Below are 15,404 nucleotides of genomic sequence, written 5' to 3' on the forward strand. Positions count from 1 at the left end.
GACTACTCTGGAACGAAGGCGCCAACAACTTTCCCGCAGATGTGAGTTTCTTCCGTTATTTCAATTATCGGATACTGCGGGTTAATTGGTCTGAGATACTGCCGGCCTGCATCTTCTACTAATATCTTAAAAGTAGCTTCGTTAGTTCGAGGTAATCTTGCAATTACCCGATCCCCTGTCCTAGTTTCGGCTTCTGGATCTACGAAAATAATGCACCCGGCAGGGTAGCTCCGACCTGGTCCGGGGTTCGTCATCGAATCGCCAAGAACCTTCAAAGCGTATCCGTGAGCACTTATTTGAACAGGGCAAGATAGCCAAGAGTCTGAATCATAAGACTCTATATTTGGGATGGCTTCACACCAAGCTCCAGCTTGCACCCATGAAATTAATGGAACCTTGCCGAACCGATGGCTAACCACGCTTACATTACTTTCATCGGCAGAGCTAGATGAGCGGCTGTCATTCTCACCCAAAGGAAGTTTTGGTAAGACGCCGTACTCAAGCCATTCCCGGCGAACTTTCAGCCATGAACAAAGGGCAGACATGCTATCTGCCTCGGCAAAGGCTTCTCCATTCAACCATTTGCTAATAGCTTGTGTAGTTTTGTTTACCCCCCGACGTTGTAGCTCACGATGGATGTCTACGCCTCGGCCTCGGCGTCGTATGTCCGCATCATCAAGTGCTTCGTGTAGGCGCTCGCTGAAAGCTGCGCGGAGGGTATTTTTATCAACCATAGGTTGATGCTCTCACAAAGGTTGCACAATAGTCAGTTGATCTATAACATCAACCGTAAGTTGATAAATGGAGGCTGACATGTTGGACCCCGCTGATTTTCCGAGCGCTATTGCGTTCGCTTTCGAAGCTGCAGGCGGCATTGGGGCCGCCGCCAAGGTATGTAACAGAAGCTGTCAAGCGTTGAACAAGTGGCGTCAGGCTGCATGCCTGCCGCGAACCGATTACACCGGTGAAACAAAATACGCTGAGCTACTGGCAGATGCGGCGATGCGGAAAGGCAATGGTTTCCAAGCGTCTTGGCTTTTGAACGCATCAGCTCCACACAAGGCCGTCGCCTAGCTAGAAAAAAGGCGACCCAAAGGTCGCCCAGTTCCTCCCGGCACGCACCACCACAGCGCTGTCGGGTCGCGATAAAGGTAGGCGGGCACACCACATGCAAACCACCTCCCTTTATCGCGCTTTCCCAAGGCTCGGAAGCCTTGGTGTTGCTGCCTTCTCCACCACAGATTGGGCAGCTGTTGCGCCAGAGGTGAGCAACGGATTGTTCGCCTCGGCACGGTGCCGGTGTCGATCCCTAAGATCTAGCCGGCGTTTGGGCCCTTTCAAGCCACGCGGCAAATGTATCACCACTGCATGCCGCGCGGCACTGGCAACTTATTAGGAATAATGCCATGAGCCGAATCGCTCTTAGTTGCGTCGAACGAGCACAGCGGGAAGTCCTGCCGCTCGATCTGGCGCTTTACCATGCCGCACGGGACTACCCAGGCGGCGCCGCTGCAATCGCCGCCACCACCGGCCGAAACCCCACCACGCTGCAGCACAAGCTGTCCCCCACGCACCCCAGCCATTCGGTAAACATTCAAGAGTTTGGCGAGATCCTCGAGCTGACTAAGGACAGGCGCATTCTGGATGCGGTGCATGCCTTGGTCGGCGATACGATCTGGCACGAGCTGTCTGAGGTGTACACCACTGACATGCCGGAAACCCTTACCGTCGGCCTCGCTGAGTACTTTCGGCAGGTGGCAGATCTGGCCGACACCTGGGCCAAGAGCATTGGCGATGGGGTGGTCAGTGATCACGAGTTGGCAGCGATCCGCCTGCAGGTGTTTCGAGGTATCCAGGGGCTGCTGGGCTTGTTCAATCGCGCCACGTACGTCAACCACACAACGCGGGGTGACGGCCGTGGCTGACATTGCTGATTTCGCCAATGACTTGGTGCAGGAGCGCATCGATCAGGCGCTTGCTGCGCGCAGTGCGTTCAAGCCGGCGTTGCCTGGGCATTCGTTGTTGTTCTGTGAAAGCTGTGACGATCCGATCCCCGAGGCGCGGCGACTGGCACAGCAGGGCTGCACGCAGTGCGTGAACTGCCAGTCCATCGATGAGATGCGAGAGGCTCGCCATGCTCGATGACGTGCTGAATCAATTTGCGGACTTCGGTCTGGAGCCCGCGCAGCCACTGCTTTACGGCAAGCTGACTCGATGCAAGACCGCTCTGGATAAGGGCAAAGAGAAAAACGGCTGGTACGTTCTGCACGAGCACCACACCGAGAAGGGCGAAACCTTGATCTTCGGTGCGTTCGGCGACTGGCGTACAGGGGAAACGCAAAAGATCAGGGTTAAGCCCGGCCGGATGACGCCTGAAGAGCGTGAAGTCATGCGCGCTCGTCAGGAGGAAGCCAAGCGCAAGGCCGCCGAGAAGGCTGCCAACGCTGCCCGTCGAGCGGCTAACCGTGCTGCTGGTTTATTCAAGCGGATGCCCGAGAAGGGCCGTAGCACCTATCTGGATCGAAAGCAGATCGTGGGCCTGGGCGTTCGTTATGCTCCGCGCTCCGGCGCGGTTTTGGTGCCCATGCAAAGCGCTCGGGACCAGATCGTCGGGTTACAAGTGATATTTCCCGAGAAGCAAGAGGACACTGGCCGCGACAAGTCTTACTGGCCCTATGGAATGGCGAAGGAAGGCGCCTTCCACCTCATTGGTCCGCACCCTGAACCGGGCGAGCCAGTGCTGGTGTGTGAGGGCTACGCCACCGGTGCAAGCCTGCACATGGCGACCTCGTTGACGGTCGCCATTGCCTTTGATGCGGGCAACCTCATGACGGTCACCAAGGTAATGCGCGAGCGGTTCCCGGGGCGTCCACTAATCATCTGCCGGGATGATGACTGGAAAACCAAGCGCCCAAATGGCGAGCCCTGGAACCCAGGTGAAGAGAAGGCCAACAATGCAGCCACGGTTGTTGGCGGCCAGGTAGTTGCCCCGATCTTTTCGGGTGAACGAGAGGACAAGTGGACCGACTTCAACGACCTGCACTGTGCTGAAGGATTGGAGGCGGTGCGCCGCCAGGTTCTGGCGGTGGTCAAGCCACCTGCAGCGGGTGGCTGGAAAGACCTGTTGGCCCGCACAGAAAACGGCATGTTGATCGCGCACATGCAAAACGTAGAGCTGATCCTGGGCAACGACGAACGTTGGGCCGGAGTGATTGGCTTCAGTGCGTTCAGCTCAAAGATCGTCAAGCTGCGTGCTGCTCCGTATGGCGGCGGTGTAGGCGATTGGGCTGATATTGATGACATGCTGGTCATGAAGTGGCTCGCGCAACAGTACAACCTGCGGGTCAAGGCGAGCAGCGTTATCGAGGCTGTCAGTGTTGTTGCACATGACCATGCCTTTCACCCTGTTCGCGATTACCTGAATAGCCTGGAGTGGGATCGGGTGCCCAGGCTCGACACCTGGTTGACTGACATCATGGGCGTGGCCCCGACGGATTACAGTTCCAAGGTCGGTAAGCGCTGGATGGTGTCGGCGGTCGGCCGTGTGATGCAGCCGGGCTGCAAGGCTGACTCAGTGATGATCCTCGAAGGCGCACAGGGCGCCGGTAAATCCACGGCCATGTCGGTGCTGGGTGGTGCCTGGTTTATGGATACCCCCTTCGCCTTGGGCGACAAGGATGGGTTCCAGGCGATTCGCGGCAAGTGGATCGTTGAGCTGGGGGAGCTGGACAGTTTTAACAAGGCCGAGTCCACCAAGGCGAAGCAGTTCTTCTCGGCCTCGACGGACACCTACCGCGAGAGCTACGGCCGAAGAACGATGGACGTGCCACGCCAGTGTGTTTTCGTGGGTACGACGAACCAGGACGAATACCTGAAGGATGCCACCGGCAACCGTCGATATTGGCCGGTTGCTTGTACCAAGGTGGACCTTGATAAGTTGCGCGAGATCCGCGACCAGCTGTGGGCCGAGGCGATGTTTTGCTATCAGTCCGGCGATATCTGGTGGGTCAACCGGGAGGAGGCGCCGCTGTTCGCCGAGGCGCAGGAAGAGCGCTTTGTGGTGGATGAATGGGAAGGCCCGATCCTGTCTTGGCTCGAGGAGTCTCAGATTGGCGAGACCGCAACCGGCACCGACATTCTGCTGGGGGCGTTGAAGCTGGATTATGGCCACTGGGGCAAGCCAGAGCAGATGCGGGTCGGGGCGATCATGCACCGGTTGGGTTGGCGCAAGGTCCGGCAACCTGCTCTGCGCAAGAGCGGCATCAGGCCTTGGGCTTACAAGAAGCCAGACAACTGGGGCAGGGCATCGAACCTGGAGCAGCAACCGTTTGAGGAGCCATGTTTCGATGATTAAGGAGATTGATTCGCGGCTGCGCAAATGGGCCGAGGAGCTTCACTGCGACCTTAGTGCTGGCGGGCTCGCCGGCGGGAACATGGTCGCCATGATGATGGAGAGCAATGGACAGCTGATTCGCGGTCGGCGAGCGTTCCGTGCGCCCTTGGAAGGTTCGCTGGACATTGAGCTGATCGTGACCAAACACCTCGATCCTCTGCATGTGCAGATCGTGCGAGAGCACTACTGCAACCAGGACTCCGATATGCGTTTGAAGTATGCCCACTGCGGCTGCGGGCGTGACACCTACTACCAGCGTCTGCATGACGCGCACCTGTGCATCTATTGGCTGCTGATGGGGGTCGCTGCTTGACCCCGTTTGCGTCCGTGGCTGTCCTACCGGCTCGCCTTGTCCCACTGCTGTTTGATGCAGTTGGACAAGCGCGGGCCGCGCTGTTGTTGAGCTGTCCTACTGTCCAACCTTCCCGCACGTCCCGCCCATGTGTGAGCGTAGCGGGAGCGCATACGCGCCCATGGCGCGCACGCGTGCTCTTAGCTTTTTCTCTTTACGGGAGAGAAGAGAAAATTAAGTAGGACAGTGGGGCAGGCCCCGATTCTAGGCGCCTGTAGCTGTCCTACTTCGATCAGAGATAGTGGGACAGGAAGGACAGCGCCCCAGGCGCAGGAAGCTGAAATAAAGATATTCGCCGACATTGCCTAGGCGTTCACCAGACATTCACCGGGTGGCATTAAAACGGGCTTGCTGCCACCGGAATCGACCTGTAAAAAGTACTCATCTTCGATAGGTGCGACCGCATAAAGCGGCAGGCACACACAAACATCAGACCCGGCCCCTGCGCCGGGTTTTTGCGTTAGGTAGGTTTGTTTTGTAAGAGGGCCTTTTGCTTCAGATCGGTCAGGCGGAACCCTACGAACATAATCAGTGATGCCACCGAAAAAACCATGAGGCTCATTAGATTCAGAAGCAACAGGAAAATGTCGAGACGAGTGATCGGGGCAGAGCTGGTAACAAACGCAGTAACCCTCTCAACACCGGAAGCTACGAGTATCAAGCAGGAAACGTAAGCCCAGCCCCTGTAAGCCCTTGCACCAATTTTCTTCCAGAACTTTCTAAAGCGTTCCCTCTGCTCATCTGTGGCCTGTATCCACATGAGCACAAATGCCGGGACAGCAACCAGTGCTACCAACACGCCGACTACGGCGACTGCAAGACTTACCGACTCGAAACCCGTCATACCCCCCTCCTTAAAAACAATGGCTGAGTAACAAACTCAACAGTGATTTGAACGCGCGCAATCGTACTGAAACAGACCGATAATCAGGAAAAAATCTTATGACAAATGAGCAGCAAGCACTGGCAGAAATGCCAATCTGGTTAGTAATTCTCCTGGCCTTGGTTGGCGGCGTATCGGGGGAGATGTGGCGGGCCGACAAGGATGGGGCGCGAGGCTGGGCATTGCTTCGGCGGCTCGCGCTTCGATCCGGTGCCTGTATCGCCTGCGGGGTGACGGCGATGATGTTGATGATCGCCGCCGGCATGTCCATCTGGACGGCGGGGGCGTTGGGATGTTTGACGGCGATGGCGGGTGCCGATGTTGCCATCGGCCTCTACGAACGCTGGGCCGCCAAGCGGCTGGGTATTGCAGAGGCACCGCCGACCGCTGGCGGGCAGGGATGATTTTGGCGCCGGGGACCCTGCCGTTTTCCCTGGGGTACGGGGTCGCAAACCCGCGGGAAAGCGTTAGCGGCAGGGTTGCCAGCTTACTGAAATTCAAGCCATTGAAATTGAAAGGTCTGCATTGAAAAGCCGTTGAAAGGAGGGCTCATGACAGAACCACAGTACCTGTCGAAGAGCGCCTTCGCGGCCCGGATCGGCAGGGCACCGAGTTACATCACCTGGTTGAAAAACAACAACCGGCTGGTGCTCAGTGCCGACGGCAAACAAGTCGATGTTCAGGCCAGCGAAGCGTTGATTCGCGACACTGCCGACCCGAGCAAAGCCGCCGTCGCCGAACGTCACCAGCAGGACCGGATTCAGCGTGACGTGTACGGCCAGCTTTCAACCTCGGTTGAGTCGACTTGCACGGCTGCGCCGCCGCCCGCGAACACCCCTGCGGGGCAGCTCCCCGATTTCCAGAAAGCCCGCGCACTGCGTGAGCACAACCTGGCCCAGCTCGCGGAAATCGAGCTGCACAAAGCCAAGGGGTCGCTGGTCGCATTACCCGCCGTGAAATTGGGCGCCTACAACGCTGGCCGCCTCCTGCGCGATCAGCTGTTTGGCATGCCGCCACAGCTTGCGCCAGAGCTGGCAGTCATGACCGACCCCTGGGAAATCGAAAAGCACCTGACGGCGGCCTTACGCCGCACGCTGGAGGACGCGGAGCGCCTGTCCTCGGCGGACCTTGAACACGCCCTGAACACGAGTTGAGCCTATGCCCACGGAAATCCCTGACGGTGCAGAGGTGTACCGCGAGGCGTATTTCCGTGGGCTGCGTCCCGACCCGGATGTCTGGATCGATGTATGGGCCGACGAATACATGCGCATCCCGCGTGACACCGGCGCCGCAGAGCCCGGCCAGTACCGCACGTCACGTACACCGTACGCCCGCGAGCCGATGCGATGCCTTTCACCGGCTCACCCCTGCAAACGCGTGGTGACCATGGTCGCCTCGCAGTTGATGAAAACCCAGATCGCCTTGAACTGGATCGGCGGCCTGATCCACATGGCGCCGTCGAACATCCTGACGTTGCTGCCGAGCCTGGGCTTGGCGAAGCGGGTCTCCTCGCGGATAGGCAAGACCATCAAGGCCACGCCGGTCCTGCGCGAACGAGTGGCCTCCAGCCGCTCCCGAGATTCCCGCAACACCATGGACACCAAGGAGTTCGAGGGCGGTTCTCTGTACGTCACCACAGCCGGCTCTGCGGCCAACCTTTCGGAGCTGTCGGCGCGCTACGTTTACGGCGATGAGATCGACCGCTGGGAAGTGGACATCGGCGAGGAGGGCGATCCCATCGAGCTGGCGGAAACGCGGGGCAGTACGTTCGGTCGCAATGCCAAGTTTTACTTCTCCAGTTCACCAACCATCAAAGGCGCCTCGCGGATCTCCGACTTGTTCGAGGGCAGCGACCAGCGTCACTACTACGTACCGTGCCCCACCTGCGGCCATATGCAGACCCTGGAATGGGAGCGCCTGCACTACTCGCGGGACTTCAGCGTGGTGCATTACCAGTGCGCGGGCCCTGATTGTGACGTGCTGATCGAGGAGTACCACAAGGCCGAGATGCTCGCCAAAGGTGAATGGCGCGCCCATGCGGAGGGTGACGGCGAGACGGTGGGGTTTACCCTCAACGCCTTGTATTCACCGCTCGGCTGGATGGACTGGAAGTCCCTTGCCAAGCAGTTCGAAAAGGCCAAAAAAGCCCAAGCCAAGGGCGACCTTGAACCTATGCAGGTGTTCTACAACACCCGTTTGGCGAAGGTATGGGACAGCGCACAGGAGCAAACCAAGGCCGATACCCTGAAGCACCGGGCACGCCTGGAGAACTTCACCCTCGGCTCGATGCCAGCTGGCGTGCTCATGATTACCGGCGCCGTTGACGTCCAGGCCAACCGCCTGGAGTTCATGGCGATGGGCTGGGGCGTCGGCATGGAGCGCTGGGTCATTGACTACCAGATCGTCGCGGGCGACCCGGCTGACGACCGCACCTGGGCGGCGTTGGACGAGTTGCTCAAGGCCAAGTATCGGCATCCATGCGGTGTTGGCCTGGGCATTCTGGCGACGGCTGTCGACTCCGGCGGTCATCACACCGACGAGGTTTATCAGTTCTGCCGCGTGCGCCGCTGGCGCAACGTGTTCGCCATTAAGGGCGCGAGCAAGCCCGGCAAGCCGGTGATTGCCCAGCGGCCGTCCATGGTGGATGTGACCTGGAAAGGCCAGACAGAACGCAACGGCGCCGAGCTATGGTTTGTCGGTACCGACACGGCGAAAGACTGGATCTACAACCGCTACCCATTCGAGTCCGGCCCGGGCGCGTTGCACTTTGCCAGCGACTTGCCGGACGACTTCTTCGCGCAGTGCGTAGCTGAACGTAAGGTCGCCCGGTATGTGCGGGGCCACAAGCGCATCGAATGGGTCAAGGGCAAGGCCGAGCGCAACGAAGCCCTCGACCTGATGGTGTACTGCCTTGCCATGGCGCATTACCTGGGCATCAACCGCTACAAGGAGCACGACTGGGAGCGGGTCTGTCAGGCTCTGGCGCAGTCTGGGTTGTTTGATGACGCGCTGGGCATCAAGCCCGTGCAGGGCGAACGAGTCACTCAGCCGGTTCCGGCGGCCTTGCCACAGCCAACACCACAACCCATCGCCAAAGCGGCTCAACCACGACCCGCTGCACCACCCCCTCAACGCCGCAGTTCCACCAGCGGCTATCTGAAGAGACGCTGATATGTCCTTTACACAAAAGCACCTCGACGCGGTTGAGGCGGCCATCGCTCGCGGTGAAAAAGTCGTGCGCTACACCGACCGCACCGTGGAGTACCGCACCGTCGACGAGCTGATCAAGGCTCGCGACGAGATCCGCACCTCTCTGGTCAACTCGGCCGGGCCGCGCTCGCGCGTAGTCCGGCTTTATCACGGAGGCAAAGGAGTCTGATGGCCCGACACTATCCGACGCTAAGCCGTAGCGGATTCTTGTTGCCGTCGAACATCAAGGCCAGTTACGAAGGCGCCGGAGAGGGTCGCCGATCCACTGGCTGGGATGCACCCGACAACGGAATTAATAGCATCAACACACCGGCACTGCGCAACCTGCGCGGCCGGTCGCGGGCAGCGGTACGCAACGACCCGTATGCCTTCAACGTCATCGACAAACGCGTCAGCAACTTGATCGGCACGGGCATCACGCCCAGGCCGAACACCGAAGACAACGCGCTTCGCAAGCTGCTGCAGCTGCTATGGGATGACTGGGTGGATGAGTCGGACGCCGATGAGCACACCGACTTCTATGGGCAGCAGGCGCTGGTCGCTCGCACCGTCGAGACTTCCGGCGAATGCTTTGTCCGCCTACGGCCACGCCGCCTTGACGAGGGGCTGGCAGTGCCGCTCCAGGTGCAGATCCTCGCACCGGAGTTCGTGCCCCATGACAAATTCGAAACCACGCGCACCGGCAACGCCATTCGTGCTGGCATCGAGTTCACACCGGACGGCAAGCGGGTGGCCTACTGGATGTACCTGTCACACCCCCGCGACGGCGTATCGCTGAACGCGGGTTACAACCAGTTGGTTCGCGTGCCGGCATCGCAGGTGCTGCACATCTTCGAACCGGTCGAGCCGGGGCAATTGCGCGGCGTTCCGCGCTTGTCTCCTGTACTGAAACGGCTGCGTAGCCTGGATAACTATGACGACGCAGTGCTGTTCCGGCAGGAGGTTGCAAACCTCTTCGCCGGATTCATCAGTCGCCCTGCGCCGGACTCTGGTCCCGTGCCAAGGGATCCCGTTACCGGTGAGCCGCTGAGCTTTGACCGTGACGGCTTCACGCCCATGGTCGCGCTGGAGCCCGGCACCATGCAGGAGCTGGGTCCGGGAGAGGAGGTTGAGTTCTCCAAACCGCCGGACGCAGGCAACAACTACCCCGACTTCATGCGCCAACAACTGATGGCCGCAGCGGCGGGCACCGGCACTCCTTACGAGATCCTCACCGGTGACATGCGTGAAGTGAATGACCGGGCGTTGCGCGTCGTGTTGAACGAGTTCCGGCGCCGCCTGGAACAGCTTCAGTTCGGCGTGTATGTGCATCAGCTCTGCCGCCCGATCCGTGCTGCCTGGATGGACATGGCGGTCCTGTCCGGTGCCTTGGTGTTGGACGACTACGCCAAACGGCGCCGCGAATACCTGCGTACGCGCTGGGTGCCGCAAGGCTGGGCTTACATCCAGCCAGTTCAGGATGTGCAGGCCCGCCGCATGGAAGTGCAAGCCGGGTTCGCCTCACGTAGCGAGATGGTCACCCGCACCGGTTACGACGCTGAAACCGTCGACGCGGAAAACGCAGCCGACAACGCTAGAGCCCAGGCGCTGGGCCTCAACTACAACACGCACGAAGCCGTCGAGGTTACTGACGACAAGGAGCAATCATGAGCAAACCAGCGCTTCCGCGCATTTACAACAGAGCCGGCCAGCGGGTGAACGTCCAGGACAAGACCTGGTACGCCATGCAGGAGAGCGGCGAAGCCGAGGAGCGGGTTATCGAGGTGTTCGTCTACGGCGAAATCGGCACCTGGGGCATCACGGCGAATCAGTTCGTGCAGGATCTGCGCGCCATGGACGACGGCGTTTCGCCGGTTATCGCCGCATTCAACAGCATCGGCGGCGATTTGTTCGATGGTCTGGCGATGCACAACGCGTTGTCCCGCCTCGGCGAGCGTTGTACCGGCCGGGTCGATGCCCTGGCAGCCAGTGCGGCCAGTGTCGCGGTCTGCGGGGCCCACCGCGTGGTCATCGCCTCCAACGCCATGCTGATGATCCACAACCCATGGACCTACGCGGCAGGGGACGCCGAAGACTTCCGGAAAGTGGCCGACGTCCTCGATCAAACCATGGAGGCCATTATCGCGGCCTACAAGGCCAAGGCGCCGGACATCGACGAAGCCGAGCTTCGGCGCCTGGTGGCGGCTGAAACCTGGCTGACTGCCAACGAAGCGGTGGCCCTCGGGCTGGCCGATGAGGTGGGCGACGGGGTGAAGGTCAAGGCGTGTCTGGGGCAGGGCGCCGTGCTGCAGCGTTACCAGCATGCCCCGGCTGAATTGCTTGCCCAACTGGACGAACCACCTGAACCGGATATCGAGCTGGAGCCTGAACCTACTGATCCGCCCCAGGATCCTCCTGTGGCGAACTCGGCCAAGCTGGCCCTGATGATCACCCAGCGTTGTACGGCGGACGGCATCAGCAACCTGATTGAGCCGCTGCTCAACTCGACCAAGCTGGAAAGCGAGGCCATCGTCCTGGCGGGCTTGGCCCGTGCCAAAGCCGTAAACGATCTCTGCGTTGCCGCACGACTGCCTGAGTTCAGCGCCGAATACGTCGCGGCCGGTTTGGATGCCGCCTCGGTTCGAGCGCGTCTGTTCGACAAGCTGGTCGGCAGCGGCAAAGGCTTCGAGATCGATAACAGCCTACCGCTCAACGCAGATCCGGCCCCGAAGGTCCAGGCCAAACAACCCGACCCCACCTCTATCTGGGCAGCCCGTCAGGCGGCGCAGTCAGGTAGCGCTAATACCTCGAAAGGAGCAAGACCATGACCATCAAACTGGAACCGATGCACGCCGGAGAATTCCTCCTGTCCGAGGGGGCCGGGAACATCTCGCGTGAAGCAATCAACGTCGCGGCAGGCCCAGCCTTGAATCCAGGGCAAGTACTCGGGCTGATCACTGCCACGGGCGAGTTCGCCCCTTACGACCCGACAGCTGAAGACGGCACGCAAACCGCCGTGGCGATCCTCTTCGGCCCGCTTGGCGAATCCGACGTGGTACGTCGAGCCCGTGCCGTGGTGCGCCTGGCTGAGGTGAGCGAAGTCCACCTGTCCGGCCTCGATCCGGATGCTGAAAAAGCCCTAGCCGCGCATTTCTTGTTCGTCCGCTGAGTCGATCTCCCTCGTTTCCAAGCCCGCTCAGAGCGGGTTTTTTCATTTCTGGAGTGTACCCATGGCCGATATCGCCATTTTTGACGACGAAGCGTTTGCCGTACCGGCGCTCACCGCCGCAATCAACGAACAACCCTATCTGCCGGGCCGCATCAGCAGCCTCGGTCTGTTTCAAGAAGAGGGCGTTGCTACCCTGACAGTGCAAATCGAGAAGGATGGCGACACCCTGGCCCTGGTGCCAGCCGGTGAGCGCGGTACTTCGGGTCTGGTCGTCGGTGCCAGCAAACGCAAGATGATTCCTTTCAACACCGTGCACCTGCCGGAACGCTTCACCATCAAGGCCGACGAGATCCAGGGCATCCGGGCGTTCGGCACCCGCACCGAGTTGCAAGCAGTACAGGACGTGGTGAACACCCGGCTGGCAAAGGCGCGCCGCCAGTTGGATGCCACACACGAGTTTCAGCGAATGGGCGCGCTCAACGGCTTGATTCTGGACGCCGACGGTACAACACCTCTGTTGGACCTGTACGCCACCTTCGGAGTGTCCCGACAAAAACTGTCTATGGGGCTGAACGACCCGAGCACCGAATTGCGCGTTAAGTGCGGGGAGGCGCTGGACATGCAGGAGGACGCGCTGGGCAGCGTCACCAGCACCGGCTCCCGCGCCTTCTGCGGCAAGAACTTCTGGAACAAGCTGATCGTCCACAAATCGGTCAAGGAAACCTACATCGCCACGCAACAAGCGGCGGCGTTGCGTGGTGACGCTCGGGAGAGCTTCGAGTTCGGTGGCATCGTCTGGGAGCGCTACCGTGGCAAGGTGGCCGGTGTGGCCTTCGTCCATGACGACAAGGCGCTGCTGGTCCCTGAAGGCGTGCCGGACCTGTACATCTCGGTGTTCGCTCCGGCTGATTACATGGAGACGGTCAACACCCAGGGCATTCCGTACTACAGCAAGCTGGAGCCGTTGCCGTTCAACAAGGGTGTGGCCGGCGAAGCGCAATCCAACCCGCTGCACCTGTGCACACGGCCCCGTGCGCAGATCCTGCTGGAACTCTGATCGTGAGCTTTCGCGAGCTGGTAGGCGACCTGGACAACACGGTTTTCGACGTCCTCGGCGATCCGGTGCTGATCGAAGGTCGCCGGGTACTGGGCATGTTCTCCGCCCCCTGGTTGCAACCCAAACTCGGCCGGATTAACACCGGCCTTCGCGAACCGCACCTAGTCATCCGCGTGTCGGACGCCGAGGGAGTAAGTGAGCGGCAGCAGGTCGTGGTCGACCTGCCGGTACATGACGGCGGCGGTACCTATCTCGTCGTCAGGCCAGAGCCCGGCGGCGATGGCTTGGTGACTCTGGTGCTGAGGAAATGCCCATGAGCGTCGGCAGCTACGTCAAGCAGTCAGCCAGCAGCGGCATGATCACGCTGCAGGCTGATCGGTCGGATTTGAAGGCTTTCGCTGACTTCGCTGCGTTGGTCCCCAAGGCCTCCTTAGCTGCACAGCGTCGGGCCATTAACAAAACCCTACGGTGGCTGCGAACTCACATTGCCCGGACCGTAAGCCGGCAGGAGCGCATCGCGGTGTCTGCTGTACGGCAGCGCCTGCGTGCCTATCCGCTTTCGGGAAACGGTCAGGGCAAGCTGTGGTTCGGTATCAATGCGATTGAGGCCAGCCGTGCGGGTCGACCTCGACAATCACGGTCGGGTGTTTCAGTAGCAGGCCGTCGATATGGGGGAGCGTTTTTCAAGAAGGTCTACGGCAGTCGGCCCGATATCTGGATCCGAACCGCGAGCAAGCACTTCAAGGCTAGCGACTACCCCGACAGTGAGGTGTCTGGCGGTGGTGGGGCAAGCTCAGGCTGGGTCTCGGAGAACGATAGCCGCTTTCCGCTCGCCAAGGCCAAGATATCCCTGGAAGACGTCCGGCCGCACTTCGAGTCCTGGACCAATCGGGCTCACCAGCGCCTGCTTGAGATCCTGGAGCAGGAGCTGAACTTTGAACTGCAGAAGTATTTGCGAGGATCGGCCCGTGTCTGACTTCAGTCTTGAGCTTTTGTATCAGGCCGTTGAGGCTCATATCGACCAAGCGATCCCTGGATTGGCCTGCGTGCGGACCATGCCCTATATGGCCGATCATATTGACTTGCCTGCTGCGGTGATTGAGTTGGTCGAGCTGGAGCCCGGCCGAGATCCCGGAACAGGGGAGACGGCGCTGGTTGCGCGTTTGGAGGTGCGCTTCATCGTTGGCGGTGAGGATGCCGAGTGCCAACAGAAAGCGGCATTCGCCGCCGCACAAATGGCCGTGCTGTTGCGTATCCAGACATGGGGGCTGGAGGTCGAGCCCGCCGAGTTTGTTCGGGCAGCCCAAGACTGGACCCGCCCCGAATTGGACGGCTATGCGGTCTGGGTCGTTGAATGGACACAAACTATTTACCTCGGTGAGGAAGAATGGCCCTGGCCCAACCAGCCGCCCGGCACGCTCCTCTGGGGCTTCGGCTCTGACACTGGTCCCGGTAGCGAGGGCAGCTACCTGCCTCCGGAGGAGATGGCATGACCTACGCGAGCGCGCAGCATGACCGCATGCTTGCCGGTCTGATCATCCCCTGTAGCGTAGTTGGGGTGGATTTGCCCGCCGGCATGGTTCGCGTTTCTGACGGAGGGGAGTGGACCAGCGCCTGGGTGCGCTGGCACAGCATCGCCGCCGGCAAGGCCCGCCACTGGCGGTCGCCCAGTCTGGGTGAACAGGGCGCGCTGATCAGCCCGAGCGGCGAGCCAGCGCAGGGCACGTTTGTGCCTGGGTTGTATGGCAACGCCGGAGGCCAGCCAGATAACCGCGATCACGTTGAGGTATGGCGCTTCGATGACGGTGGCTCGCTGGTCTACGACTGGCAGGCCAGCACTTACAGCATCACCGTGCCAAGCGGCACCGTGACCATCAAGGTCGGAGGCACCGAAGTGGTCGTCGAGGACGGCGCAATCAACGCCTCGGCGGCAGACATCACCCTGGCCGGTAACGTGCTGATCAACGGCCCGTTACGCGTCACGGGCGACATCAACGGCGGTGGCAAAATCATCGACACCACCGGCAACACGCCGAACCACAAACACTGAGCCTGACATCTATCTACAGCCCGCCGCGTGCGGGCTTTTTCATTCCTGGAGCGTCGATATGAGCAAAGCAAGAACTGAGGGGGAGCGGCCGACCGCCGATGCGGTGCTACCTGAGCCCGCCCAATCTGAGCCGCAGACCACCATCGGCCCGGCGCGAGTGTTTCGTGACACGCGCTACACCTCGCGCACGCTGATCATGCCTAACGGCCAGCCCGTACCGGTGATTGCCGGTCAGGTGACGGCGTGCGGCGATGAGCAATACGCCTTCCTGAAAGCCCACCCGGATCTGCAACCGCTGACAGAGTAAACAC

Annotated in this window: 20 protein-coding genes; 18 read left to right on the forward strand and 2 right to left on the reverse strand. The window is 60.5% G+C overall.

What is annotated here, in order from left to right:
• Positions 1 to 2: 2 nt before the first annotated feature.
• Entirely contained in the window at positions 3 to 734 is a 732-nt protein-coding gene (locus ACE04F_RS14310; RefSeq protein WP_486107649.1) for a LexA family protein, read from the reverse strand.
• 79 nt (positions 735 to 813) lie between these two features.
• Here ACE04F_RS14310 and ACE04F_RS14315 point away from each other — a divergent pair, with 79 nt between their 5' ends.
• The 5 genes from ACE04F_RS14315 to ACE04F_RS14335 all read left to right on the forward strand — a co-directional run bounded on the left by ACE04F_RS14315 (position 814) and on the right by ACE04F_RS14335 (position 4,706).
• Entirely contained in the window at positions 814 to 1,074 is a 261-nt protein-coding gene (locus ACE04F_RS14315) for a hypothetical protein (protein WP_458129466.1), read from the forward strand.
• A 332-nt stretch (positions 1,075 to 1,406) separates the two neighbouring features.
• On the forward strand, positions 1,407 to 1,925 hold the full coding sequence (locus ACE04F_RS14320) for a phage regulatory CII family protein (RefSeq protein WP_072348342.1): 519 nt from the start codon (positions 1,407 to 1,409) through the stop codon (positions 1,923 to 1,925).
• Positions 1,918 to 2,145 (forward strand): TraR/DksA family transcriptional regulator, encoded by a 228-nt coding sequence (locus ACE04F_RS14325; RefSeq protein ID WP_014339657.1) that lies wholly within the window; start codon positions 1,918 to 1,920, stop codon positions 2,143 to 2,145. Before ACE04F_RS14320 ends, ACE04F_RS14325 begins: the two co-directional genes overlap by 8 nt.
• Positions 2,135 to 4,354, forward strand: coding sequence for a VapE domain-containing protein (locus ACE04F_RS14330; RefSeq protein WP_486107652.1), 2,220 nt, complete (start codon positions 2,135 to 2,137; stop codon positions 4,352 to 4,354). Before ACE04F_RS14325 ends, ACE04F_RS14330 begins: the two co-directional genes overlap by 11 nt.
• Positions 4,347 to 4,706 carry a PA0613 family protein gene (locus ACE04F_RS14335; protein ID WP_486107654.1) on the forward strand — a complete coding sequence of 120 codons (360 nt, stop codon included), beginning with the start codon at positions 4,347 to 4,349 and terminating at the stop codon, positions 4,704 to 4,706. The genes ACE04F_RS14330 and ACE04F_RS14335 overlap by 8 nt, the downstream gene beginning before the upstream one ends.
• Positions 4,707 to 5,205: 499 nt before the next feature.
• On the opposite strand, the gene ACE04F_RS14340 is transcribed toward ACE04F_RS14335, so the two are convergent.
• Positions 5,206 to 5,589, reverse strand: a complete 384-nt coding sequence (locus tag ACE04F_RS14340; protein WP_486107656.1) for a hypothetical protein — start codon at positions 5,587 to 5,589, stop codon at positions 5,206 to 5,208.
• Positions 5,590 to 5,687: 98 nt separating this feature from the next.
• Here ACE04F_RS14340 and ACE04F_RS14345 point away from each other — a divergent pair, with 98 nt between their 5' ends.
• From ACE04F_RS14345 to ACE04F_RS14405, 13 genes are all read left to right on the forward strand, one after another.
• Complete coding sequence (locus ACE04F_RS14345) at positions 5,688 to 6,032, forward strand: phage holin family protein (protein ID WP_047227250.1); 345 nt, start codon at positions 5,688 to 5,690, stop codon at positions 6,030 to 6,032.
• A 147-nt stretch (positions 6,033 to 6,179) separates the two neighbouring features.
• The gene (locus ACE04F_RS14350; RefSeq protein WP_486107658.1) at positions 6,180 to 6,782 is read left to right on the forward strand and encodes a terminase small subunit; all 603 of its coding nucleotides are present in this window, start codon (positions 6,180 to 6,182) and stop codon (positions 6,780 to 6,782) included.
• 4 nt (positions 6,783 to 6,786) lie between these two features.
• Positions 6,787 to 8,799, forward strand: a complete 2,013-nt coding sequence (locus ACE04F_RS14355) for a phage terminase large subunit family protein (protein WP_486107660.1) — start codon at positions 6,787 to 6,789, stop codon at positions 8,797 to 8,799.
• Between the two features lies 1 nt (position 8,800).
• Positions 8,801 to 9,007, forward strand: coding sequence for a phage head-tail joining protein (locus ACE04F_RS14360; protein ID WP_014339651.1), 207 nt, complete (start codon positions 8,801 to 8,803; stop codon positions 9,005 to 9,007).
• Complete coding sequence (locus ACE04F_RS14365) at positions 9,007 to 10,488, forward strand: phage portal protein (protein WP_486107662.1); 1,482 nt, start codon at positions 9,007 to 9,009, stop codon at positions 10,486 to 10,488. Before ACE04F_RS14360 ends, ACE04F_RS14365 begins: the two co-directional genes overlap by 1 nt.
• Positions 10,485 to 11,645 (forward strand): head maturation protease, ClpP-related, encoded by a 1,161-nt coding sequence (locus ACE04F_RS14370; protein ID WP_047227255.1) that lies wholly within the window; start codon positions 10,485 to 10,487, stop codon positions 11,643 to 11,645. Before ACE04F_RS14365 ends, ACE04F_RS14370 begins: the two co-directional genes overlap by 4 nt.
• Positions 11,642 to 11,986: a head decoration protein gene (locus tag ACE04F_RS14375; protein ID WP_486107664.1), complete on the forward strand. Its 345-nt coding sequence runs from the start codon at positions 11,642 to 11,644 to the stop codon at positions 11,984 to 11,986. Before ACE04F_RS14370 ends, ACE04F_RS14375 begins: the two co-directional genes overlap by 4 nt.
• Before the next feature lie 61 nt (positions 11,987 to 12,047).
• Positions 12,048 to 13,043 carry a major capsid protein gene (locus ACE04F_RS14380; protein WP_486107666.1) on the forward strand — a complete coding sequence of 332 codons (996 nt, stop codon included), beginning with the start codon at positions 12,048 to 12,050 and terminating at the stop codon, positions 13,041 to 13,043.
• Between the two features lie 2 nt (positions 13,044 to 13,045).
• Entirely contained in the window at positions 13,046 to 13,360 is a 315-nt protein-coding gene (locus ACE04F_RS14385; protein ID WP_486107668.1) for a head-tail joining protein, read from the forward strand.
• Entirely contained in the window at positions 13,357 to 14,019 is a 663-nt protein-coding gene (locus ACE04F_RS14390; protein WP_486107670.1) for a hypothetical protein, read from the forward strand. Before ACE04F_RS14385 ends, ACE04F_RS14390 begins: the two co-directional genes overlap by 4 nt.
• The gene (locus tag ACE04F_RS14395; RefSeq protein ID WP_486107672.1) at positions 14,012 to 14,536 is read left to right on the forward strand and encodes a hypothetical protein; all 525 of its coding nucleotides are present in this window, start codon (positions 14,012 to 14,014) and stop codon (positions 14,534 to 14,536) included. The genes ACE04F_RS14390 and ACE04F_RS14395 overlap by 8 nt, the downstream gene beginning before the upstream one ends.
• Positions 14,533 to 15,093, forward strand: coding sequence for a phage baseplate assembly protein V (locus ACE04F_RS14400; RefSeq protein ID WP_486107674.1), 561 nt, complete (start codon positions 14,533 to 14,535; stop codon positions 15,091 to 15,093). Before ACE04F_RS14395 ends, ACE04F_RS14400 begins: the two co-directional genes overlap by 4 nt.
• A gap of 58 nt (positions 15,094 to 15,151) precedes the next feature.
• The gene (locus ACE04F_RS14405) at positions 15,152 to 15,400 is read left to right on the forward strand and encodes a hypothetical protein (RefSeq protein WP_486107676.1); all 249 of its coding nucleotides are present in this window, start codon (positions 15,152 to 15,154) and stop codon (positions 15,398 to 15,400) included.
• The last annotated feature ends 4 nt before the right edge of the window (positions 15,401 to 15,404 follow it).

Source organism: Pseudomonas sp. AGC41, assembly GCF_057334555.1.